Origin of the sequence: Phyllobacterium brassicacearum, from assembly GCF_003010955.1 — a bacterium.
Lineage (GTDB): Bacteria > Pseudomonadota > Alphaproteobacteria > Rhizobiales > Rhizobiaceae > Phyllobacterium > Phyllobacterium brassicacearum.
In genome coordinates, this window is the sequence record NZ_PGGO01000002.1 from 95,537 (window position 1) to 116,878 (window position 21,342).

21 protein-coding genes and 3 pseudogenes are annotated in these 21,342 nt (G+C 57.4%); 10 read left to right on the top strand and 14 right to left on the bottom strand.

Going from position 1 to position 21,342, the window contains the following annotated elements:
- Positions 1-4 precede the first annotated feature (4 nt).
- The 4 genes from CU102_RS03290 to CU102_RS03305 all read left to right on the top strand — a co-directional run bounded on the left by CU102_RS03290 (position 5) and on the right by CU102_RS03305 (position 6,012).
- On the top strand, positions 5-1,930 hold the full coding sequence (locus CU102_RS03290; protein ID WP_106709554.1) for a type IV secretory system conjugative DNA transfer family protein: 1,926 nt from the start codon (positions 5-7) through the stop codon (positions 1,928-1,930).
- Positions 1,931-2,186: 256 nt separating this feature from the next.
- Positions 2,187-3,788: an LPD7 domain-containing protein gene (locus tag CU102_RS03295; RefSeq protein ID WP_133624461.1), complete on the top strand. Its 1,602-nt coding sequence runs from the start codon at positions 2,187-2,189 to the stop codon at positions 3,786-3,788.
- A gap of 123 nt (positions 3,789-3,911) precedes the next feature.
- Positions 3,912-4,241, top strand: a complete 330-nt coding sequence (locus tag CU102_RS03300) for a hypothetical protein (RefSeq protein WP_106709556.1) — start codon at positions 3,912-3,914, stop codon at positions 4,239-4,241.
- A gap of 349 nt (positions 4,242-4,590) precedes the next feature.
- Positions 4,591-6,012, top strand: coding sequence for an amidase (locus tag CU102_RS03305; protein ID WP_106709557.1), 1,422 nt, complete (start codon positions 4,591-4,593; stop codon positions 6,010-6,012).
- A 376-nt stretch (positions 6,013-6,388) separates the two neighbouring features.
- Here CU102_RS03305 and CU102_RS03315 read toward each other — a convergent pair whose 3' ends face one another.
- The 3 genes from CU102_RS03315 to CU102_RS03325 all read right to left on the bottom strand — a co-directional run bounded on the left by CU102_RS03315 (position 6,389) and on the right by CU102_RS03325 (position 9,337).
- Positions 6,389-7,399 carry an adenylate/guanylate cyclase domain-containing protein gene (locus tag CU102_RS03315; RefSeq protein WP_106709559.1) on the bottom strand — a complete coding sequence of 337 codons (1,011 nt, stop codon included), beginning with the start codon at positions 7,397-7,399 and terminating at the stop codon, positions 6,389-6,391.
- Positions 7,400-7,571: 172 nt separating this feature from the next.
- Positions 7,572-8,051 (bottom strand): hypothetical protein, encoded by a 480-nt coding sequence (locus tag CU102_RS03320; protein ID WP_133624459.1) that lies wholly within the window; start codon positions 8,049-8,051, stop codon positions 7,572-7,574.
- 158 nt (positions 8,052-8,209) lie between these two features.
- Positions 8,210-9,337: an alpha-hydroxy acid oxidase gene (locus tag CU102_RS03325; RefSeq protein WP_106709929.1), complete on the bottom strand. Its 1,128-nt coding sequence runs from the start codon at positions 9,335-9,337 to the stop codon at positions 8,210-8,212.
- Positions 9,338-9,845: 508 nt separating this feature from the next.
- Between CU102_RS03325 and CU102_RS03330 the strand changes: the two genes are divergently transcribed.
- Positions 9,846-10,037 carry a hypothetical protein gene (locus CU102_RS03330; protein WP_106709561.1) on the top strand — a complete coding sequence of 64 codons (192 nt, stop codon included), beginning with the start codon at positions 9,846-9,848 and terminating at the stop codon, positions 10,035-10,037.
- A gap of 473 nt (positions 10,038-10,510) precedes the next feature.
- Here the strand turns inward: CU102_RS03330 and CU102_RS03340 are convergent, their stop codons facing one another.
- On the bottom strand, positions 10,511-10,825 hold the full coding sequence (locus tag CU102_RS03340) for a YciI family protein (protein WP_106709562.1): 315 nt from the start codon (positions 10,823-10,825) through the stop codon (positions 10,511-10,513).
- A gap of 112 nt (positions 10,826-10,937) precedes the next feature.
- On the opposite strand from CU102_RS03340, the gene CU102_RS03345 reads away from it, so the two are divergent.
- Complete coding sequence (locus CU102_RS03345) at positions 10,938-12,254, top strand: PucR family transcriptional regulator (RefSeq protein WP_106709563.1); 1,317 nt, start codon at positions 10,938-10,940, stop codon at positions 12,252-12,254.
- 62 nt (positions 12,255-12,316) lie between these two features.
- On the opposite strand, the gene CU102_RS03350 is transcribed toward CU102_RS03345, so the two are convergent.
- From CU102_RS03350 to CU102_RS03380, 7 genes and pseudogenes are all read right to left on the bottom strand, one after another.
- A complete protein-coding gene (locus tag CU102_RS03350) occupies positions 12,317-12,784 on the bottom strand; it encodes a DUF411 domain-containing protein (protein WP_106709564.1) in 468 nt (155 codons plus the stop codon).
- Between the two features lie 688 nt (positions 12,785-13,472).
- Entirely contained in the window at positions 13,473-14,186 is a 714-nt protein-coding gene (gene arsH / locus CU102_RS03360) for an arsenical resistance protein ArsH (protein WP_425351511.1), read from the bottom strand.
- Entirely contained in the window at positions 14,176-14,604 is a 429-nt protein-coding gene (gene arsC / locus CU102_RS03365; RefSeq protein ID WP_208113807.1) for an arsenate reductase (glutaredoxin), read from the bottom strand. Before arsC ends, arsH begins: the two co-directional genes overlap by 11 nt.
- Entirely contained in the window at positions 14,601-15,299 is a 699-nt protein-coding gene (locus CU102_RS03370) for an aquaporin (RefSeq protein WP_106709567.1), read from the bottom strand. The genes arsC and CU102_RS03370 overlap by 4 nt, the downstream gene beginning before the upstream one ends.
- Before the next feature lie 8 nt (positions 15,300-15,307).
- Positions 15,308-15,742, bottom strand: coding sequence for an arsenic resistance N-acetyltransferase ArsN2 (gene arsN2, locus CU102_RS30225; RefSeq protein WP_425351516.1), 435 nt, complete (start codon positions 15,740-15,742; stop codon positions 15,308-15,310).
- Positions 15,728-16,240 (bottom strand): annotated as a pseudogene (locus CU102_RS30230) (arsenate reductase ArsC); the annotation flags it as partial. The pseudogene CU102_RS30230 and the gene arsN2, both read right to left, overlap by 15 nt.
- Positions 16,233-16,589, bottom strand: a complete 357-nt coding sequence (locus tag CU102_RS03380; RefSeq protein ID WP_106709569.1) for an ArsR/SmtB family transcription factor — start codon at positions 16,587-16,589, stop codon at positions 16,233-16,235. The gene CU102_RS03380 and the pseudogene CU102_RS30230, both read right to left, overlap by 8 nt.
- A gap of 178 nt (positions 16,590-16,767) precedes the next feature.
- Between CU102_RS03380 and CU102_RS03385 the strand changes: the two are divergent.
- Positions 16,768-17,514 (top strand): annotated as a pseudogene (locus tag CU102_RS03385) (sulfite exporter TauE/SafE family protein).
- A 50-nt stretch (positions 17,515-17,564) separates the two neighbouring features.
- Here the strand turns inward: CU102_RS03385 and CU102_RS03390 are convergent.
- Positions 17,565-17,879, bottom strand: a pseudogene (locus CU102_RS03390) (molybdopterin dinucleotide binding domain-containing protein); the annotation flags it as partial.
- Positions 17,880-17,986: 107 nt separating this feature from the next.
- Between CU102_RS03390 and CU102_RS03395 the strand changes: the two are divergent.
- Together CU102_RS03395 and CU102_RS03400 are read left to right on the top strand one after the other, a co-directional pair.
- On the top strand, positions 17,987-18,730 hold the full coding sequence (locus tag CU102_RS03395; RefSeq protein WP_106709931.1) for a gamma-glutamylcyclotransferase: 744 nt from the start codon (positions 17,987-17,989) through the stop codon (positions 18,728-18,730).
- Positions 18,731-18,765: 35 nt separating this feature from the next.
- A complete protein-coding gene (locus CU102_RS03400; RefSeq protein ID WP_106709570.1) occupies positions 18,766-19,593 on the top strand; it encodes a class I SAM-dependent methyltransferase in 828 nt (275 codons plus the stop codon).
- Positions 19,594-20,116: 523 nt separating this feature from the next.
- Here the strand turns inward: CU102_RS03400 and CU102_RS03405 are convergent.
- Both CU102_RS03405 and CU102_RS03415 read right to left on the bottom strand, forming a co-directional pair.
- Complete coding sequence (locus tag CU102_RS03405) at positions 20,117-20,308, bottom strand: DUF6494 family protein (RefSeq protein WP_106709571.1); 192 nt, start codon at positions 20,306-20,308, stop codon at positions 20,117-20,119.
- A gap of 352 nt (positions 20,309-20,660) precedes the next feature.
- Positions 20,661-21,050, bottom strand: a complete 390-nt coding sequence (locus CU102_RS03415; protein ID WP_106709572.1) for a nuclear transport factor 2 family protein — start codon at positions 21,048-21,050, stop codon at positions 20,661-20,663.
- Positions 21,051-21,064: 14 nt separating this feature from the next.
- On the opposite strand from CU102_RS03415, the gene CU102_RS03420 reads away from it, so the two are divergent.
- Positions 21,065-21,274: a hypothetical protein gene (locus tag CU102_RS03420; protein WP_106709573.1), complete on the top strand. Its 210-nt coding sequence runs from the start codon at positions 21,065-21,067 to the stop codon at positions 21,272-21,274.
- Positions 21,275-21,342: the final 68 nt, after the last annotated feature.

The window sequence follows — 21,342 nt, forward strand, 5'->3', positions numbered from 1 at the left end:
CTGCATGTCTTTCAACCCGAAATACACGCTATGGGGTCTTGTCGGCACCCTTCTCCTTATGGCGGTGATCGTCTTTGCCTCGAATTTTGCGCTGCTCGTCACCCGCTCACATGACGGTCAACTTCATCTCTTCGACGTTTTCAGTCTGTTGACCGGATCTGACGAGCGTGCGGCGGGAGCGGCGAGGCTCGGCCTCATCATTGGAGCCGCCGCCGCGTTCTTCGCTTTGGTGGGGATCTGGCGAGCACGGAATGCGAAAGAGCTTTACGGCTCCGCGCGCTTCGCCTCTGAAGGCGAGATCAGGAAAGCGGGCCTACGCTCCAGCACCGGAATAGTGGTTGGCAAGCTCCGCGGCCGCTATCTGATCTTCGGCGGCAATGAGCATGTCATGGTCTATGCGCCCACACGTGGTGGTAAAGGTGTCGGCGTCGTTATTCCGAACCTGCTCAACTGGCCAGGTTCTGCCATTGTTCTCGATATCAAGAAAGAAAACTGGCAGCTCTCGGCCGGTTTTCGCAAGGCGTCCGGACAGGACGTCTATTTGTTCGATCCTTTCGACCCTGAGGGCCGCACGGCGCGCTATAACCCCCTCGCCTATGTGCGCCGGGACAATCCGACCGATCTCTACGACGACCTGCAGCGCATTGCCGGAATGCTGTTTCCGGTAGAAGGCCGAACGGTCGATCCATTCTGGACGGAGAGCGCCCGCACGGCATTTCTGGCGATCGGCGGCTACGTGGCTGAGACGCCAGAACTGCCTTTCACCATAGGCGAAGTACTCCGCCAGTTTGCAGCATCGTCAGACATCTCCAGGCACTTCAAGACTGTCATGCAAGACAGGGCCGCGGATCGCCCGCTTTCGTGGCAATGCCAGACGGCCATGAATGATTTTCTGGCTGCGTCAGAGAACACGCTGCAGTCGGTGCGCAAGACAGTGACTGCCAAGCTCGGGCTTTGGCTGAATGCGCGCATTGATACGGCGACGAGCGGAAACGATTTCGATCTGCGCGACCTCCGGCGCAAGCCCATATCCATTTATCTCGGTGTCACGCCCGACAATCTCGACCGCATGGCTCCGCTGCTGAACCTCTTTTTCCAGCAAACGGTTGATCTCAACACGCGCGCCCTGCCGGAACGTGATGGGAGCCTGACGCTTCAGGTCATGCTCATGATGGACGAGTTTCGCGCCATGGGAAACGTCGAAATCATTGCGAAGGGCGTTTCGTACGTCGCCGGCTATAGCCTGCGCATCGTGACCATCGTGCAATCTCCCGCTCAGTTGCGGGAGGTCTATGGTCCGGACGCCGCCACCAATTATATGACCAACCACGCTGTTGAGGTCGTCTTTACGCCGAAAGAACATCACGTTGCCACAGAGCTTAGCGAGCGCTTCGGCTATGACACAGTCAAAGGTCGCACCAGGTCGCGCGGTCTCGGTTTCTCTCGGTCAGCGTCGCGATCAGAAACAACGAGCGATCAGCGCCGGGCACTGATGCTGCCGCAAGAGCTCGTGCTGACGCCCTTTGAAGAGGAATATTTGCTCAAGGGCGGCATCCGCCCAGTGAAGGCAAAGAAGATCGTCTATTACAAGGACCCGGTTTTCAGGAAGCGCCTGCTGCCGCCGCCTGTCGTCGAGCCCCACACTGACGAAACCCAAATTCGGATTCCGGTTCTGGAGCACCCAATTGAGGCGCCAGGTCGCCCGCCTGCGGAGCGCATTGTTCGCACACCGACCATGGCCGAAGTCGTTGCAGGCGAGCAACCCGCAGACGGCGAGGACGGCAAAATCTGGACGCTGCCGAACGATCTGGCCGATGCCTTTAGAGATGTGAAAATCTCCGACGATCCAGAGGAAAATCGCGAGAACGCGGAACGCAAGGTAGCGGCATGGCTCGATTCTGTTACAGGCGATCTGGAGCGCGCAGGGTAAGAAGGAGTGGGATGATCCATGAAACCTGTCGTGATCTGCGTGAAGCCATCCCAGGCTCGTTACGTTCAAGCCGCCGTGGGTGCCGCCACACAGATGAACGTGGCGGAGAGAATTGCCGAGGCAAAGCGACTGACGATCCCCCTCCTGGAAACGTTGCAATCGACGTCGCTTCCATACGGCTGGATTGAAGCGAATGGCAGTGGCGGGTCAAGGAAGTCAAGCGACACAAAAGGCCAAAAACCGCGAGGAAGAAGCGATGAATCCGAATGACGAGGAAGAAAAGCAGCTCGAATTCTCGCTGGAGATCAAGCGTGATCCCAACAAGGAGATTGCACGACCAGCCGCGGCGGTCGACCACAGTACCGCTGAAGAGATCGCTGAAATTCGCCTTAACCCCGATGGGCCTCAGCTCGGTACGCAAAAAGCCGAAGATCGATCGAACCCTGTTGATCGGGATCGCGAGGAAGAAAACCGACGACGCCAGAAGGACCAGGGCGAGACCAGCAAAGACAATGAAAGGGAACAGCCGAAAGAGCACCAACCCGATCGTACCTTTCCGGCCGATATTCAACGCCGGCTTTATATCCGCGCTGATCATCGTGGCGATCAGCACGTCTATGCGGATTCGCAGGGCAAGCGCGAGATCTTTCAGGAATCTGGCGATAAGCTGTGCACCAAGGTCAATGATGCACACGCGGTCAAGCTTATGCTCGATACGGCCGCCCACCGTGGCTGGTCCAGCATCAAAGTCAAAGGCTCGCAGGAATTCCGCCGTGAAGCCTGGCTTGAAGGACATGCCCGCGGTATCGCCGTGACAGGTTACACGCCCACCGAGCTCGATCTGCAAGAGTTGAAGAACCGCGAACAAGCATACTTGCGCAACGAGATCGTGCCTGCCGGAGATCGAGCGATTACCCAGGACCGGCCGCAAACCGTTGTAACAGACACGCGGCGCTCGTCTCCAGGCACGATCGGAGAGCCGAACCGCGACGACGGGCCGGGCGCTCCTGACGAACATACGCGTGCTGACAGAAGATCATCGGATTATCGCGATGGCCTGGAGGGCGTCCTCGTCGAACAGGGATCGCGCCCCTATAAAGACAATCCAGGCAATGACCCCTCCCCTTATGTCACCCTCCAGGACAATCGGGGCGAACGGCATACCGCGTGGGGTGTCGGACTGCCTGATGCCATGCTCAAGTCCGGCGCACATCAAGGCGATTATGTGCGTGTCCGGGAAGCCGGCATGGAAACCGTCACCAAAACCGTTCTGCGCGAGATTAATGGACAAACGGTGCGTGTTCCGAAGGAAGTGCAGCGACGTGCTTGGGATGCGGAAGTCTTGCAAGAACGCGAGGCGAGCCGGATCGAACACGTTGATCATGAACCTCAATCGTCAGATGATCGTGTAAGCATTGGCAATGCCGCCAACCGCGACGTTGGCCGGTCGGTATCTTCTGCAGAACGCACGCTTCATGTCGGCCCGGGCCGCGATGCAGCGCTTGAAGATGGCGTCTATGCAAATGAAGCGCGTGCCGAGGAATACATGGCGACTGGGCGCATTGCTGCTAGCCGCACACCCGAATTGAAGAATGCCGCCGGTCTGGAAGCGTACGTGGAACGCAAGGTCAGGCAAAAGTATCCAAATGATCCGGTCCTCGTTGAAAGAGCGATGCAAACCGCCCGCACCAGGATTAGTCATTCACTCGCTCGCGGTTACGACTTCCCGCAGCCGCGTGTTGTCGAAATGAAACAGTTCGATCAGGGTCGCCAAGACCGCGATCAACAGGGTTCGCAGCGGGAGCAAAGCCAAAGCGAACAGCGTGAACAAAACCGAAATCACAACCGGAGCCGATAAAAGCTTGCCTCCAAGAATGCGCGAATAATTGAAGGGGTCACGTTTTCCATCCCTACTTCGGATCAATCCGTGTTCTTGAGCGTTGGAAAGCCAGCACCTGAAATCCAAGAGGAGGACACAGCTATGCACGCCGCCAATTTGCAACTTGAAGGTCTCTGTCTCGCTCTCGCATCCATAAACCGCTTGTTGGTTGCCAAAGGCGTCGTCACCCAGGAAGAGTTGGACATTGCATTCGAAAAGGCCGAGGCAACGGCCCGCGGCGACAATCGATTTGCCGGCAACATGTCGTCTGCAAACCGGGACGCCGTGTGCTTTCCTATAAGAGTGCTGCAAATCGCCAACGATACTGGCGCCGAAACGCCATGGTCATTTTCAGAACTTGCCAAACTCGTCGCGGAAACCAAAGAGCCCTATGGCGAAAAATTCTCTTCTAGAAAAAACCTGCGCGAATAAGGGGGCCTTTTGTTCAATCCAACAATCCATGTTCAGACAAGCTTGCGACAGCGAGCCACTTCTTGCTTTCCGGCGAGAGTCACGATTGATTTCTTTCCCATGTAAGCGAGCGGATTCGCCGCTTTAGCTATCAGGAGACATTCGCAAAATGGACACGAGTGATTTGCCAACGGACTTTATCTGCTTACGTACATCTGCTTCGCGCTAAACTTGGGCCACCCCGTCCGCTTCCGTTGTCGACCCACAATGGCCATTTCTCGGCTACTCGACGATATGCTTGAAGCCATCCGGAAGATAGTACAGTGTTATGGCCGATACTTTTTCCAACGGCTCCGATGAGGGTTAGGCCATGGCCGGTGATGTGAGTCTGACGAACATGCCGGCCTACGAGGTCGTTGATCTTCTGAACCGGGGAACGGTGTCGCCGTTCGACTGCCTGGAAGCGCTCGAGGCTCGCATCACGGCTGTTGACGGCGCCGTCAACGCCCTTCCCACCCTCTGTTTCGACCGTGCCCGCGATCAAGCCCGCCGATTGATGCAACTGCCCCTCGGTAACCGGGGCCGTCTGGCGGGATTGCCGGTGCCAATCAAGGATCTGACGGACGTGGCCGGAGTGCGCACCACGTACGGCTCGACTATTTTCGCCGAGTACATTCCCGAGACGTCCGATATACTTGTGGAGACCATCGAGGCTGAAGGTGGCGTCATCTACGCGAAGTCCAACACGCCTGAATTTGGCGCCGGCGGCAACACGTTCAACGAGGTATTTGGTGCCACGCTGAACCCTTGGAATACGCGGCTCTCGGCCGCGGGATCATCAGGCGGGGCCGCGGTCGCCCTTGCGACCGGTACGGCCTGGGTGGCGCAGGGATCTGACCTTGGCGGAAGCCTGCGCAATCCTGCAAGCTTCTGCGGGGTGGTCGGATTAAGACCAAGCCCTGGTCGCGTTGCCAGCAATCCGGGAGCGAAGATTGATCGCCTGCTCGGCGTCAAGGGCCCGATGGGTCGTTCGGTTGAAGATACGGCCCTCCTCCTCGACGCGATGACGGGAGAAAGCCCCGCAGATCCTGTTTCGCTGCCGAGGAGCGAAGGCTTCCTCGCTGCTGCGCGATCCGGCTGGCGACCGGCACGCGTTGCGTTCTCCGCAGACCTCGGTATTACGCCAGTGGATCCGGAAGTGGCTTCCATTTGTCGAACCGCAGCCGCACGTTTCAGTGAAATGGGTGTCGTTGTGGAGGAAGCACATCCCGACCTTTCCAAGGCACATGACACATTTCAAGTCATGCGAGGCGTGGCCTTCGCGACGAGTTATGCAGGACTTCTTGAGCGCCATCGGGACAAGATGAAGCCGGAAGTCGTCTGGAATATTGAGAAGGGCCTCAGCTACTCGATCGCGGACCTCGTGCGAGCGGAGAATGATCGCGCCGCCATGCTCCGGCAGATGAACCTTTTCTTCGACTCCTACGACCTGCTTCTATGTCCCGCCACAATCGTCGCTGCCTACCCAGTAGGCGAGCGCTATGTCAAGGAATGCGCCGGCCACACATTCACCAATTATGTCGAGTGGCTAGCGATCGCCTATGCGATAACTTTGACGACTTCCCCGGCCCTTAGTCTTCCTTGCGGCTTCACTAATGATGGCCGCCCCGTCGGGCTCCAGATCGTTGGCCGCCCCCGCAGCGATGGACGAGTGCTGGCCGGAGCCCGCGCGCTTGAGCTAATTCTCAATTTGCGATCCGTCACGCCGATCGACCCACGCTCGCCCACCTGAATTTGCTGTAAGTTGGTGGCGGTCGGGTATTGAGCCATCTGGAAGTATGGCTGCTTGGGCCAGCACCGGACTTTCGACCCCGGGGGAGAAAGGCTGATGGCGCGATTGTCGAAGCGATCTACCTCGTTGAAATCGATATGCACTTCGATGATACTCGAGCTGCCCGCATCCACCGAAAACAAGAAGCGAAGTCGGACAGGCCTCTACGAAAATGCAATTCCCAAAAAGGCGAGGGCATTTTCGTAAGGGGCAGCAAGAACCGTTTGCGGCGTGAGTGTCCGAATGGCGAAGTTGGCGCGAAGCCGATGTTGATAGCTGGCGATTAATTCGATCGCACCCGCTTACCGCCCACGGAAGCGCTTCCAGCCGAAAACGCTCAATCCTGTCCGGCGTTGCCATTCGCGCCTCTGGCCTCGTTGGCCATGATTATCCTTGCCAAGAGGTCCCTGAGCAATTCCCGCTCGTGATCTGACAAGGGAGCCATAGCACGGTCTAACACGCCATCCATCGCCGGGCGCAACCGCGGGTAAAGCTCAGCACCCGATTGTGTTAGAATCAGTCCCAGTGAGTATCGCCTGTCCAAATTTGACAGGTGCTGAACGAGCCCGTGACGCTCCAGTCGCTTAATCATTCGCCGAGCGATCCCTGCGTCAATACCAACTCGCTTTGCAAGCGCGCGTTGGCTGATACCCGGCGCATCGCCGAGCGATGCGAGTATTGCAAATTCGATCGGCTCCAGGCCCTCCTGTCTGGAGACCTCCGTCAGCGCATCGCGGAAAATCTTGTGGCAGCGCCTTACAAGGTTCGCCTCATTATTTCGATGGATCGGCGGAATGGAATACAACGTTGGTGGCCCTGACGGCCGAGCCATATAAGCATGGACGGGGGTATCGAGATTCTTCACCCACTGTAGTCCAAGATCTTCGAAATCCGCCGGAACGGTTCTGCAGGCATACTCGTGCGCGGTTGCGGAGAGGCACACAAGTCCAGGCTTGGCCAAAGTCTGCATACGGGCAGCGATGTTCACTCCGTCGCCGAACAGGTCGCCATTCCTGATCATTGCCTCTCCGACATGTATGCCAATACGGAACACTACACGTCGCTCATCAGGAACTTCCGCATTTACGCTGGCGACTTTCTCCTGAATGTCGAGTGAACATCGAAGAGCATCTACAGCGCTTGGGAACTCAGCCAAAATGCCGTCCCCCGCAGTGTTGGCAATGCGACCGCCGTGTTGCAGGATAAAACGGTCTGTCATCTCCCGATGAGAAGCAAGGAGACGCAACGTTCCGACCTCATCGGCATTCATCAAACGGGTGTAACCTGCAACATCAGCCGAAAATATCGCTGCAAGGCGTCGTTGAACGATAAAGACAGGCTTCCGCATTGCACCAGCCCCCTCACCAAGATAAGCGCAAAGCACGTTCCCGACAAATAAATATCTCGCTCCCGAGTGCCTATTGGGTTCGACTCACCGGGTGCCTAGAGCCATGGTACAGTTCTGAGTCGGTAGGACCTGACGGGCCGGCGCTAGGGACGTAATGGGAGACAGGAACCGCTTACATCGGCCCCGTCCAACGCCTGCCGAGCAAGAGAAAAACGATATAATGCGTTACGATTAGTGCGGGAACCCAAAATGCGGGTATCCAATAAGCTGGCCCCATAAAGGGTGCGGCGTTGTAAACAGTGGCACGCACAATCGCGTCGATTAGGTCAAGCGTTCCTACGACGTTGAAAATTCCGACAAGCGAACGAGCGGCACGCGATCTGGCCGACACCGCCCCAATGGCAATAAGTGCCAATACTGCGGTAAGAAGATCCCCATAGGCTGCTGGCGTCGAGAATTCCGAAGGGATTCCAGCATAGACAGCGCCAGGAGCGAGGAACATCAGACCTAAATGTCGCAGGGAATGCAGCAGAAGTATTGGCAACACAACGGCAGAAGGTTCCAGTTCTGACAGCTTTGGCAGGAGATAGATTCTGGCGGCGATCCAGAATACGAGCGTGCTGAACAGCAGATTTACAGTCAGGATATTCACGGAAGCCTCCTTTATCAAGACGTGCTTGCTCTGAGGCGGGGGCCGGGTCATGCATGTACCTGGCCCTACTTCCCCACCCCTTGCCAGAGTGCTGTGACCCATTGGGCCATCTCCGCGATTGAGCGCGCGGGAGGACACAAGCGCTAACGTTGACTGTTTCAGTCAGCCAGGACACGTCGATCGATTTCTTCGATGCTCTTGACGCCGGTGAGCGCCATGGTGACATCCAGTTCCTTGCGGATGATCTCGATTGCCCTGGCGACGCCGGCCTGGCCGCCGGCGCCCAGGCCGTAAATGTAGGCGCGGCCGATCAGGCAGCTCCTGGCGCCGAGCGCGAGCGCGCGCATCAGATCTTGTCCAGAGCGAATACCACCGTCGAACAGGACCTCAATCTCCGAGCCGACTGCGTCCGCAATTCTCGGGAGCATCGATATCGACGACGCACCGCCGTCCAGCTGTCTGCCGCCGTGATTGGAGACGACGATAGCCGCCGCGCCCGTTTTGCTCGCAAGCTTGGCGTCCTCCACGTCGAGAATGCCCTTGATGACCAGTTTTCCTGGCCAGATGCTCCGGATCCACTCGACATCTTTCCAGTTCAGGGTGGGGTCGAATTGATGCGCGATCCATTCAGCCAGCGCGGTGACCCCTTGCTCGCCCTTGAGGTGGCCGGCGAGATTACCGAAGGTCCAGCGCTTTCCGGTGAGCACGCGATAGACCCAGCCAGGCTTGGTTGCCATGTCAATGAGGTTCTTGATCTTAAGCGACGGCGGTACCGAAAGGCCGTTCCTGATGTCGGCGTGGCGCTGCCCGAGTACCTGCAGATCAACCGTCAGCACCAGCGCGCTACACTTGGCGTCCGCAGCGCGCTCGATGAGGGAGCGCGCGAAGCCCCGATCCTTCATGACATAAAGCTGGAACCAAAACGGTTTCTCGACTGCGTCGGCAACGTCCTCGATCGAGCAGATCGACAGCGTGCCCAAAGTGTAAGGAATGCCCGCGGCGTGGGCGGCGCGACAGGCGAGAATCTCGCCATTGCCGTATTGAAGTCCGCCGATTCCGATCGGCGCCAGCGCTAATGGGAGCGAGGCTCTCTCATTAAGGATTTTCGTGCTCGTGTCTCGTTCCGAGACATCGACCAGCACCCGCTGGCGGAGCCTTACGCGTTCCATGTCGGCACGGTTGGCGCGCAGCGTTTGTTCCGAATATGAGCCTGCCTCAGCATAGCCGAAGAAGGCGCGCGGAACTTTGCGGTGAGCGGCTTGCCTGAGGTCTTCGATGCAGGTCATGTTGTTGAGCGAAGAGAGTGCGGGTGAAGACGCAACCTTCTCGCGAACTTGTGCCTTTGAGGGCTCATGAGTCTGATCTGTCAACGGCCTTCTGCCGTAAGCGCTTTCGCTAGCAGTTCTGAGGATTTCTTCGTCGCCGTCACGCATGAAGATCACAGCCTGGATAGCCCCTTTCATCTTCTTAATAACCATAACAAAATTGCCGTCTAATGTCTCTGAAATGGAGAAGTCGAATTTTCCAGGCTGAATTTCGCGGGTGAAGGACCAGCTGACCGTCATCTTGACTGGAGCAGGTCCGGAAATTCAGATTATGATGGAGGGCCGCTTCCCCGCCTTCGCGGCAAGACATCTTCTCAGCCGAGACACTTCGCCTTCGCCCTGAAGCGGTTCCGCAGCGTAATCTTCGGGGGCTGAGCTCGTGAGCCCGATCGACCATACAAGCTGCGGCGCAAGACGCCCCCGGTCTCTGGTGATATAGTTGTATGTCTCTGATACTCGGAGCCTAAAAATGACCGAAAAGTATTTCTCGACACTTGCGGCCGCAATATTCGCAGTCGTTGCCGTGTTGCACCTGGTTCGCATTCTCATAGGCTGGTCGATTGTCGTCGACGGCTGGACGGTTCCTATGTGGGTGAGTTGGCTCGGCCTCATCATCGCCGGTGCCTTGAGCTACTACGGCGCCAGGCTCGCCATGAGATGATCCAAGCCGGTTGTCACGAGCGTGGATGTGGCGTCGCAATGCAGACGTTTTGTCTGGCGGCGTAATGGTCACGAATTGGCGCGCCTTGTTCGTTCGGGTGGACAAAAACAAACAGCCGTATTGCGCCTCTTAATGGCAGTTGTCAGGTAAGCTCACCTTGCATCTCTTCAGAGCTCTCGCTGAATTTGAGCACAACCTTATCCGGGAACGGGCCGTCCGCAGCTCGAGCCCGGGGAACGCAAAGGCGGACGACCGCCTGTGCTCGACAGGGATAAGCGCGATCTTGCCGTCCAGCTCTACAGTGAGAAGCCAGGTCACGCTTGATATCGACCGGCAAACCGCCCGCGACGATCGGGATACATGCGCCCAGGTTTGTTCATTGCAGCGGCGTAGTAGCCTTCGGCCGCGCGCTCAAAATAACGGCGCGCAAGTTGGAGGTCTTTCGGCAGGCCGTCGTGTCTTACGGCTAAATCCTACATGTCCACCGCTTGCGCGATTTCGATCGTGCCACCCGCTTTGAGCAACGGACAGCCCCTGGCCTTGTGGTGAGCGTCTTCGAGGCTTGACGCCTCGATCAAACTGTAGCCGCTCGCCGGATTGGCGCCGCCGCCAGTGACGAGCGAGCCATCCGGTTTGACGGTGCTCGATTGACCTACGGGATTTCCGCCATCTATCACGGCAGTACCCATGGAACCAAACCAGGCTCCCCAGGCATCCATCGTCTTCTTGATTTCATCGGGGTTTGTTGGGGCCTTCGCCCCGTGATAGACAAACAGGTATTTAGCCATTGCGCTACTCCTTCGGACCACATCTCGGAAAATGGTTATTATTCCCAGAGGCATGCCTTGAACATGGTGATACTTCTGGTAAATTGACCAGTCTCGCTGTGAAGACTTAACAATGGCTGCACATCAACACCCCGAGCACGGAGCGCTTCGGCGGGCTTTGGCCCTGCTTGCCGAAATCGGCATCGTTCCGCACGCGGCCGCGGCGCTCGACTACACAATCGAAAACATGCACAGCATGCTTCGCGATGCCGTGCTGGCGGACGTTCCGGCTTTCAATCATTCAGGCAACCCTGATGTGCTGCCGGAGCTCGATCGGCATGGCGGCGAAAACCTTCATGAAATCCGGCGGCTATTGGGCGGCGGCGAGGTTGGCGGCTTCGAATTCGTCAGGATACATGCGCAGCGCCGGGCAGCACAGCGCTTTCCTCTCGAAGCGATCCTCGACGCCTATCGGTGCGGCCATCGAATCCTGTCCCGTTGGCTGCGCGATGCGGCCATTGCAGCGGGCTCCACCGACCTTGAAAATGGTATTGCCGCGATCACCGACTTTGTCATTGAATATACAAACACCGTCAGTTCCATCACCACGGCTGAATATGTCGATTGCATACGGGCACTGGCGGAAGCCGAGGGCGATCGCCGCAGCGAGCTGTTCAACATTCTTCTGAATGGCTACGATGAATCCGATGGCCGCGTTGCAAGGCTACTGAAGCGCGCGGGTTATCTCGAGCAACGCCAGGCCTATTGCATCTGCGCTGTGCAGCCCATCAATGCATCTGAGATGGAAAATCCGGCACGGGCACAGCGTATCGCGACTGCACTGTCCGAGTCTTTGGCTGCCGCGTCCATCCGGTTGCTCATCGGGATACGCAACAATGCCGTGGTTGCCGTCATTTCGGCCAGACGGCGGCAATCGGGCTGGACAGCTCCGCAAACCAACCTCTCCGAGCGCATTCACCCTATGCTTTTTGTCCTGGGTCCTGCCGTTCTTGTCGGCCTAAGTGCCGATCATCCATCCATGTCGTTTCTGCCAACAGCCCTGCATGAGGCGACGATTGCGCTAGACTTTGCCAGCGTGGAGAACCGCGTCGTGCAATTCTCCCGTCTGCCGATCCGAGGTTTACTGGTTCATCGCGGCATTGAGTATATACAATCCGCACCGCCAAACTGGGTTGTCGCGCTTATTGCCTCAGATGCAAAGGCGGGCGGCGCTCTCGTCCAGACACTGCGCGCCATCGCCGACGCTGACATGAATATGCAAAGGGCCGCCCGCATCCTCGGCAAACACCCGAATACTGTTTATACAAGGATCGAGCGGATAAGGGACCTGACAGGACTCGACGGCCAACGCTACCACGATTTGACCGAATTGCTGCTGGGTACCGACTGCGCGGGGGCCGACCCACTCCGTCTGAAGTCAACGCAATAGCCTGGTACAGGGGATCGGAAATGATGGACTCTTTTGGCTCAGCCATCGCTGCCGCTGCTAACTCAGCTCCTGGGTCTGACCTCGTAATAGATTGACGTTTTCTGATCGGGGCCCTTACCGACTGCAAAGACATCGTAACTGGCATTGGGGTCGCTGCCCATCCCGAGCGAGCCCTCAGGCATGCCGGGTACCGCCAACCCGGCAAGATCGGGCTTTTCATCCAGTAGTTTTCTCACCGCTTCCAGGGGCACGTGCCCGTCGAGGAAATAGCCATCGACGGTGGCGGTGTGACAGCCTTCAACCTCTGACGGCACGCCGAAACGCTTCTTGATGCCAGGCAGATCATCCGTGTTCACTCGCTCGACCGTGAACCCGGCGTTTTCCATGGCCTTTGCCCAAAGGTTGCAGCACCCGCAGTTCGGGTCCTTGTAGATCGTCATCACCGAACGCCTTGCGGCGTTGGCCTGCTCAGAAGTCAGAGCAATAGCTATTGCTCCGATGCCAGTGCTAATAAAGTCGCGCCTTCTCATCTGGTGGTACCTCCTTTATTCTCCGCCGCTGACAGCCCACCCCCATAATCAAGAAAGATCATGTTGTTACTGTTTCTATAAATTAGGTACAACACTTTCAGGACGCCCCCCGCCTTGCGTTTAGAAGAAGCCAGCCGGGAAATGCTGAAGTCAGCAATCATCGAGGCCTGTCGATTGGACCAAAAATCTCCTCATAGCTTTGTATTCGATATTCCAGCCTAGCCCGTGTCGAAGGCCTGAGTCACTTGCTCCAGAGCTTTTTTTACGAATAGTGGCCCCATTATGGCTGTGGTGTTTTCCAAAAAAATAAATCTATATGAAGTCAGAGATGACATATGGTTTCTCCTGCCCCAACGTTTTCGTCAATCCAGAGTTCTCAATGAAGCCTACGAAATCATTTGTAGTTGAAATCAAACGCAACGGCCGTCGGCAGGCCGTCCGGGATCAAGAACCTCTCTGGGATCCAAAGCTGCTTAAATCAGCAACGGACGCGGTCGAGGAGTACCAAAAAGCCACTGAGTCAGACGCTCAAGCAAAGTAGGTCGACACCCGGGTTCAGGCTTGCTTTGGTTATGCGGGCAACGGCTCGCGCCGAAACTGACCAGGACGCTGATCCCCTCGCGAAATCTTATCAAAAGGCGAGAATCCATGGGTGTCGATTGGGTAGCTGCGCTGCATCCGGCACCTCTCAAACGGCATTCTTCAGATTGACACGTTTCTCCAGTTCAGCTGCGCTCTCCTTCCGCTCGCTGTAGCGGTCGGTGAGATACCCCGAGACATCGCGCGTCAGTAGCGTGAACTTGACCAATTCTTCCACCACGTCGACGACGCGGTCATAGTAGGCGGACGGTTTCATGCGACCGTGCTCGTCGAATTCCTGATAGGCCTTTGCCACTGACGACTGGTTGGGAATGGTGATCATGCGCATCCAGCGTCCCAGCACGCGCATCTGGTTAACCGCGTTGAACGATTGGGAGCCTCCCGAGACCTGCATGACGGCAAGCGTGCGCCCCTGGGTGGGCCTGATTGCTCCCATCGCCAACGGTATCCAGTCGATCTGCGACTTCATAACCCCGGACATGGCACCGTGTCGCTCGGGGCTGGTCCACACCTGGCCTTCCGACCAGAGCGACAGCTCCCGGAGTTCCTGTACCTTCCGGTGATCGGTCGGCGCGCCGTCCGGAAGCGGGAGCCCGGCGGGATCGTAGATGCGGGTCTCCGCACCGAAGTGCTCCAGCAGCCGCGCCGCTTCCTGCGTGAGCAGACGGCTGTAGGACACTTTGCGCAAAGAACCGTAGAGCAGGAGGATGCGTGGACGATGCACCGAATGCGGACTGGAGAGCCTGGAAGCATCAGGCACCCGCAGCGCATCAGGGACAGTATTCGGCAGATCAGACAACACGCTTTCCTTCAGAGTCGATTACGACCTCGCCATCTTCCTTTGTGAACGCGCCTTGTTGAGGTGTCGGCAGAATGTCGAGGACCAGTTCGGACGGCCGACTGAGACGCACACCTTTCTCCGTGACGACAAAAGGACGATTGATCAGGATCGGATGGGCTTCCATGGCGTCGAGCAGTTGCTCGTCGGTCAACGACATGTCATCGAGACCGAGCTCAGCGAATGGCGTTCCCTTCTCGCGGATGGCCTCGCGGACTGTCAGTCCTGCGCTGCGGATCAAGTGTTTGAGTTCCTGACGGCTCGGGGGTGACTTCAGATATTCGATGACGGTCGGTTCGATACCCGCGTTGCGGATGAGAGCCAGCGTGTTGCGTGAAGTGCCGCAAGACGGATTGTGGTAGATGGTGACGTTCATGGTCATTCAGCACCTTTCAGTTTGTTGAGCGCTTGGGGCGTAAGGTTCTGGTCAGCCAGCATCCAACTGGCTAGTCCCATCGCGAGCAGTGCGCCGAGGAATTCTGCAATGATAAAGCCGGGTAAATCGACGGGCCGGATGCCTGCGAAGGTGTTCGACAGTGCTCGCGCGATCGCGACGGCCGGATTGGCAAACGATGTCGAAGCGGTAAACCAGTAGGCGGCGGTGATATAGAGTCCGACCAGCCAGGGAATTGCATCTGGCCGGAACCGAAGGCCGGCAAGAATGGTAAACACGAGACCAAAGGCCGCCACGGCCTCTGCAATCCACTGCCCCGTCCCGGTGCGCACCGTCGCCGAAATCTCGATGATGGGAAGCTCGAACATCGCGTGGGCTGTGAGCGATCCTAAAATGCCCCCCGCGATCTGCGCAATGATGTAGAGGAGCGCCGCCTTCGCTTCGATCTCGCGCCGGAGCGCGAAGACCATAGTCACTGCCGGATTGAAGTGTGCGCCCGAGATCGGTCCCAGAATGGTGATCAGCACCACCAGGATCGCGCCAGTTGGGATCGTGTTCCCGAGGAGCGACAGCGCCACATCGTTGGTCAGCCGGTCAGCCATGATCCCGGAACCGACGACGGTAGCAACGAGCATCGCCGTGCCGAGCGCTTCTGCCGTGAGGCGGCGGGACAGGTCGGGCATGGCTTTCCTTAAATTGAAACGGAACGCGTCAGGACGGACGCTGTCGCAGGGCATAGGGTCGAGGCCTGCGGCGTTGCCAAGATCGCGGCGGGTACAGCGGTTCGTTCAATCGGATTGAAGCCGAGTTTGCCGAAAAACGGAGCCGCATCAGTCGTCAGGACATACCCAGTTTCCGCGCCCTGAATGTCGGCATACCGGAGCAACAGTCGTGTGATCGCGCTGCCGTGACCGTGCTTTTGCGTTTCGGGAGGCACCGCGATCGAGCGCAGCAGAGCATCCTTGCCGTAGAATTCGATACCGCCATATCCGACACGATTGCCTTCTCGGTCGGAGAAACGAAAGAACTTTCCGTTGGATTGGCCCAAATCTTCCGTCGGAAGAGATGCCGAACGCAAAGTCGCGTCAAATTCATCGTCGATCGGACTGATCTCTTCAGCTTCCAGCCCCTCACGCCGGCCGATGGCTTGCAGCTTTGTTGTCAGCCACAGCCGATCGATGGAGTCGTGCCGCAGATTGAGGAACGCCATGATCCTGTTCTTCATGTAGCGGGCGGCCAGCGAAAAAGCCCTTTCCTTTTCGATGTCCTTGCCTTCGACGACGGCAGGATCTTCGATGCCCCAATGAGCGGTCAACGGATGCCCGGGCCAAATCGGGCACGCCTCCCCCGCTGCGCTGTCGCAGACCGTGAAGATGAAATCCATTTCCGGCGCGCCGGGTTCGGCAAATTCGTCCCAGCTTTTCGAACGGAAACCTTCCGTTGGATAACCGAGAGCATCGAGGACCTTCAACGCAAACGGGTTGACCTCCCCCTTCGGCTGACTGCCAGCAGAGTACGCGCGAAAGCGCCCTTTGCCCTCCGTGTTCAAAATCGATTCTGCCAGGATCGATCGTGCAGAGTTTCCGGTGCAGAGAAAGAGAACATTGTAGATGCGATCATGCATTGAACTTCTCCTTGGGCGGGCAGCATGGGACGATGTCGGCAAGCAACGGCGCGCAAATGTCGGGATGGCCCGCGCAGCAATCTTTCAAGAGGAAATTGATAGCTTCGCGCAGGTTCTCGAAGTTGGCCCTGTAAATGATCGAGCGGCTCTGTCGTTCCGAGGAGATCAACCCCGCCCGCGTCAGGATCGCGAGATGGGTGGACATGGTGTTCTGAGGAACGTCCAGGACGCGCGACACCTCGCCAGCGGCGATGCCGTCCGGTTCGTGCATCACGATGAGCTTGAAGGCGTCCATGCGCGTTGGCTGCGCTAGAGCCGAAAACGCTTCAATGGTCTTGTCTTTTTCCATATATCGGGATTTACAGATGTGTTCTTGCGATGTCAATCTTCGTATGACTTTGAAGTTCCGTTCAAAAAATGACGCTCTAACTTGCCCTACACAGGCGGCAATGCAAGAGAGACATCTGGAGAAGCCATCAGGAGGTCATGTGCGCGAGAACAAACCTGCGATTTTTGGTGCCGGGTCGATGGTCGGCATTTCTCGGTGGTCTAATCGGACTTGGCGGTGCAGAATTCCGTTTGCCCCTCCTGATTGGACTATTTCGATTTGGCGCACTGGAAGCTGTTGTCGTGAACAAGGCCACGAGCCTCGTCGTTGTCGCCACAGCCCTTCCCTTCCGGACGGCAGCGATCCCGCTTGCCGAGGTTGCCGCCCAATGGCCGATAATCCTCAACCTTTTGGCGGGAAGTCTGTTGGGCGCATGGTTCGGCGCAGGATGGGCCACGCGTTTGAAATCCGCCACGCTCTACAGGGTTATCGCCCTGTTGCTGGTGGCGATTGCGGTCATCCTCGTACTTGACCATGGAACGGGTTCGGCGGAGGGCCCTGCTCTGACAGGCATGGTGCTCGTAGTCGTCGGCTTAATCGCGGGATTTTGCATCGGGGTCGTCGCAGCCCTTTTAGGTGTTGCCGGCGGAGAACTCCTCATCCCGACGCTTGTGCTGCTGCTCGGTGCAGACATCAAGTTGGCTGGCAGCCTGTCTCTAGCCGTGAGTTTGCCGACAATGATCGTGGGGTTTGCCCGCTACAGCCGAGATCAAAGCTTCACGGTTCTCGGGCGAAACAAAACGTTCGTATTGATCATGGCGGCTGGTTCCGTCGTCGGAACATTCATCGGCGGTCAATTGCTGGTATCGTTCCAGAAGGCGTGCTTCTTCCGGCACTGGGGGTCATCCTGATTGTCTCGGCATTCAAAGTCTGGCAGCACCGATGATGCCGCCAGCATGGGGCATGCCCGCTGAAGCGGGCATGCACTGAGCCGCGTCACGTTGTCGAATATTGGTTCGACTTGAACGACCGATACTTCACGTTGTCCGGGGCATCCGAAATTTTCCGGATGTTGGCCCAAGTCTGCTTGTAGTTGGGAAGCACCAATTCGTTGGTCCCGGCGTTGATCACATTGCCGACTGCGCCCGTCGGGTACCCAAACAACATGAATGTCTCGCCCTTTCGCGCCGCCGGCGTCGGATAGACAATGGCCTGCGTCGAGCCGCTTTCGTTATAGATTTCAACGAGGTAACCGTTACCGATGCTAAGCTCCTTCATGTCATCGGGGCTCATTTCGATGAATGGATACGGACACGGTCATGCCATATCGGGTCCACAGGAATGGCTCGGATGGCGCGCCGATCCTTGCTTTCAAGTGTTCAATCGGCGATCTTTCGTACCGTGCGGAGGCTTCAACCATGCAGGGCAGACCAAGATCACTTAGCTTGACCCCGGCCCTCGTCGCACGGGTCCATCGCGCGATCGAAGACAGTGGCATAGAACCGGGTGTGGAGCTTCACAACGATGCGGACTATGACGATTGGGTGAAGCGGATCATCAAGACCCATCCCACTCCGGGTTCACCAACTCTCCTCTTCGCGTATGGTTCATTGATATGGAAACCGGAGATCGAACATGTCGACGAACAAATAGGCGTTGCTCGAGGTTGGCATCGTTCTTTTTGCTTTCGAATGACCCGCTTCCGGGGGACGCCCGAACAGCCTGGCCTTATGATGGCTCTCGACCGCGGAGGGCAGTGCCGGGGTATCCTGTACGAGCTACCGAAGAATGACCTGGAAGGGCAATTCGGGAAACTGTTTCGGCGCGAGTTCAAGTACAAACCTGCTAACAGCATGCCGCGCTGGATCACGGTCGAGACGACCTCTGGCTCAATCCCAGCCTTGGGCTTTGTCATGAACCGCGCTTCACCGCTCTACGCAGGAAATCTCTCTCTCGAAGTTGTAGCGGATGTGTTGGCTCAAGCATGTGGTCACGTGGGTTCAGGGGCAGAATATCTACTCAACACTGTGACGCACCTCGAGGCAAAAGGCATTCGAGACCGCAATCTGTGGCGGCTGCAAGCGCTCGTAGCGCAGCAGATCGACCGCAAGAGCGGGATAGCAAACCCACCAGATCGTCAAATCTTGAACGAAGGCCTATGATGTTTTGAGCGGGTGGTCCACTGGAGCACCAAGGTATGAAAGAGAAGCTGCAGACCGAAGAAGGTTCCCGATACGCTTTCTACCGTGCGCAATACGCTCGGTTCGGAAGCCCACTCGCCGCCGAGATCAGGCAAGAGGTTTACGGTGAGGATATCGGGCAGGTGGGCTGGCGAACGCTTGAAGAGCAGGACAAGATCACTGCACTCGTCGCCGAGCGGCCGGACTCCCACCTCCTCGACATCGCGTGCGGATCCGGGGGACCATCGCTGGCAGTCGTTCTCTCGGCTGGTTGCCGCCTCACAGGGGTGGATATTGAGCCCGAAGGCATCACGGAGGCCAGACATCGAGCCCTTGCAATGGGCCTGGACGTTGGCGTTGAGTTTGTAATCGCTGACTGCAGTCAGCCGCTGCCTTTCAATGGGAATACCTTTGACGTGGTGGCCTGCATCGATGCGGTGCTTCACCTCAAAGATCGATTTGCGCTGCTTGCCGACTGGTTCCGGCTCCTTAAGCCAGGTGGTCGCCTGCTGTTCACGGACGCTGCCGTCTTGACTGGTGCGGTATCTAAGCAAGAACTGGACGTTCGTGCCTCTCAAGGCGAGTTTGTTTTCGTCCCACCCGGGTTAAATGAGGCCGCCATTGTCAATGCGGGCTTCCGATTGCGAAAATGCGAGGATACGACCCATGCCACGGCTGACATAGCAAACCGCCTGCACGCGACGAGACACGCTCGATCGAAAGCATTGCAAGAAGAAGAAGGAGCCGAATGGTTCGCAAAGCGGCAGACCTTTCTGGCCATGACCGCCGATCTTGCCGGTGGAGGTAAGCTGTCGCGATTTCTCTACGTCGCAGATAAGGGTTGAGGCAAGTTGCCTATTATCGCTTGCGTTCAATCCGAATGGGAAATGTCCACAATCGGCGCGCATGGCAGAAATACACTTCGTGAACCACACTCCTCGGCGGTTAACGATAATCAGCAAACGGCAATGAGGTTGGGCATTTGCTAGCGCTCCTTCGGAACCATTCCAAAGCGGGCCATCTTTTCCCACAATGGAGTTCTCGAAATGGCTAGCAAGCTTGCGGCTTTCGAAATCTGGCGGCCCGTTGGACTTTTTCAATAGTATCGGCGACAAGCGGCCGCGTGCATCCACTGATGATCCCATCAGCGGCCCTATCTCAATAGGTTTGCGTAGGACGGGCCAGCTCATTTGGATCGATAACCCTCGAATCGAGCCCACCTCGACAGCTGGGCGCATTGGCTGTACCCGAATGAGCCGTTTTCTACCGGGTCGATCTGGCTCAAAAAGCTCCCAAACTGCGCCAGCTGTAAACGCCGTCTCTTTGCCTCGGCCGCGTCGGACGAGTCGCTTGATCGCTTCGCCGGGCTTATGGAAGTTCGATCTCGCCGTCCACCACGTGGGTGAGGCCGGTGCCTTCCGCTGTCAACGTCATGCGGACCTTCAGCTTCCTGCCGCCGTTCTGCTCTTCGCGCACCATCTCCTCGATCTTGCGCTGAGAGGTGACGCCGACTTCCTTCAGGAACTTGCGCAGCGACATGTTGAACGCGTCTTCGCTCATGGGGGAACTCCTCTGTGTCGGGATTTCTTTAATAATTTTCGCTCGCCGCAGTCCAGATCAGCAGAGCCAGGCCGGCGAGGAACACGATGTCGCCGAGCCAGCCGGCCGGCACCGCCGCCGGCAAACGGCAGCGGAAAAAGCCAACCGAGTGCGAGCCCGGCGATCGCCCAGGCGATCGGCGGCCGTACCGCCGCGCCTGAACTGTCGCGCAAATTTCCGGCTGCGTCGTTCATGTCGCCCGTCCGATCCGCTTCCCGGTCTGCCGAAATTTTCGCTCAAAGGGAATGGGTTTTGTCACTCCTGCCAAGGCTTCCTCCACCGGTGGGAGTTTATTGGCAGCCAATCCGCTGTATCAGTTTAGAAACGTCTCGCTGTGGGCGTGACACTCCCATCCATGTGACCCGCGAATCCAAACAGAACTATCGGCTGCTCTCAGATTTTGCGACTTGCCGTCCATCGTAACGCTCTGCCGAACTGTGTATGCAATAAGCGCAATGTCGGAGGAAGGCGTTGACACTTCGACATCTTCGAGGACATAGGATTCGAGGCTCCAATTTCCTTCCTCGGTCATCTTCCCCATTTTCTCTTTCTCGATACGCATAACCCCCTGTGCGCCGGTGACGAGGGCTGTCTTCCCCGAGAGTTCTGAAGTGCGACGGCCGTCTTTCGACTTCATCGCGTCCCAATAGGATTTCTCAAGGGCCACGATCTCGTCCTTTGTTGGCATGGCTTGAGCGTTCATGATGTCCTCCTGCGATGTTGTATCACCGCAAAACGCTCTACATCTGCCTCAAGTTCCAGCAACCCCGCCCATCCACGGGAGCGAGACCTGCAGATGCCGCGATTGTTGAGGCAATGTACCTCGCGGAAGTCGACATGCAGTTCGATGACACTCGCGCCGCCCGCATCCATCGCAAGGAAGAGGCGAGATCGAAGGTGCAGTCCATGCAGTATCGCTCCATTTGAATCAGCGACCATTACTACGTGAGGCATCCGACGTCATATTTACTGTAACGTACTTCCCAACTTTGCCG

What these genes read in the sequence shown, in the direction of transcription:
- CU102_RS03290 (WP_106709554.1), top strand. Translation starts at nt 5, where the DNA reads ATGTCTTTCAACCCGAAATACACGCTATGGGGTCTTGTCGGCACCCTT.
- CU102_RS03295 (WP_133624461.1), top strand. Translation starts at nt 2,187, where the DNA reads ATGAATCCGAATGACGAGGAAGAAAAGCAGCTCGAATTCTCGCTGGAG.
- CU102_RS03300 (WP_106709556.1), top strand. Translation starts at nt 3,912, where the DNA reads ATGCACGCCGCCAATTTGCAACTTGAAGGTCTCTGTCTCGCTCTCGCA.
- CU102_RS03305 (WP_106709557.1), top strand. Translation starts at nt 4,591, where the DNA reads ATGGCCGGTGATGTGAGTCTGACGAACATGCCGGCCTACGAGGTCGTT.
- CU102_RS03315 (WP_106709559.1), bottom strand. Translation starts at nt 7,399, where the DNA reads ATGCGGAAGCCTGTCTTTATCGTTCAACGACGCCTTGCAGCGATATTT.
- CU102_RS03325 (WP_106709929.1), bottom strand. Translation starts at nt 9,337, where the DNA reads ATGACCTGCATCGAAGACCTCAGGCAAGCCGCTCACCGCAAAGTTCCG.
- CU102_RS03330 (WP_106709561.1), top strand. Translation starts at nt 9,846, where the DNA reads ATGACCGAAAAGTATTTCTCGACACTTGCGGCCGCAATATTCGCAGTC.
- CU102_RS03340 (WP_106709562.1), bottom strand. Translation starts at nt 10,825, where the DNA reads ATGGCTAAATACCTGTTTGTCTATCACGGGGCGAAGGCCCCAACAAAC.
- CU102_RS03345 (WP_106709563.1), top strand. Translation starts at nt 10,938, where the DNA reads ATGGCTGCACATCAACACCCCGAGCACGGAGCGCTTCGGCGGGCTTTG.
- CU102_RS03350 (WP_106709564.1), bottom strand. Translation starts at nt 12,784, where the DNA reads ATGAGAAGGCGCGACTTTATTAGCACTGGCATCGGAGCAATAGCTATT.
- arsC (WP_208113807.1), bottom strand. Translation starts at nt 14,604, where the DNA reads ATGACCATGAACGTCACCATCTACCACAATCCGTCTTGCGGCACTTCA.
- CU102_RS03370 (WP_106709567.1), bottom strand. Translation starts at nt 15,299, where the DNA reads ATGCCCGACCTGTCCCGCCGCCTCACGGCAGAAGCGCTCGGCACGGCG.
- CU102_RS03380 (WP_106709569.1), bottom strand. Translation starts at nt 16,589, where the DNA reads ATGGAAAAAGACAAGACCATTGAAGCGTTTTCGGCTCTAGCGCAGCCA.
- CU102_RS03395 (WP_106709931.1), top strand. Translation starts at nt 17,987, where the DNA reads ATGCAGGGCAGACCAAGATCACTTAGCTTGACCCCGGCCCTCGTCGCA.
- CU102_RS03400 (WP_106709570.1), top strand. Translation starts at nt 18,766, where the DNA reads ATGAAAGAGAAGCTGCAGACCGAAGAAGGTTCCCGATACGCTTTCTAC.
- CU102_RS03405 (WP_106709571.1), bottom strand. Translation starts at nt 20,308, where the DNA reads ATGAGCGAAGACGCGTTCAACATGTCGCTGCGCAAGTTCCTGAAGGAA.
- CU102_RS03415 (WP_106709572.1), bottom strand. Translation starts at nt 21,050, where the DNA reads ATGAACGCTCAAGCCATGCCAACAAAGGACGAGATCGTGGCCCTTGAG.
- CU102_RS03420 (WP_106709573.1), top strand. Translation starts at nt 21,065, where the DNA reads ATGTTGTATCACCGCAAAACGCTCTACATCTGCCTCAAGTTCCAGCAA.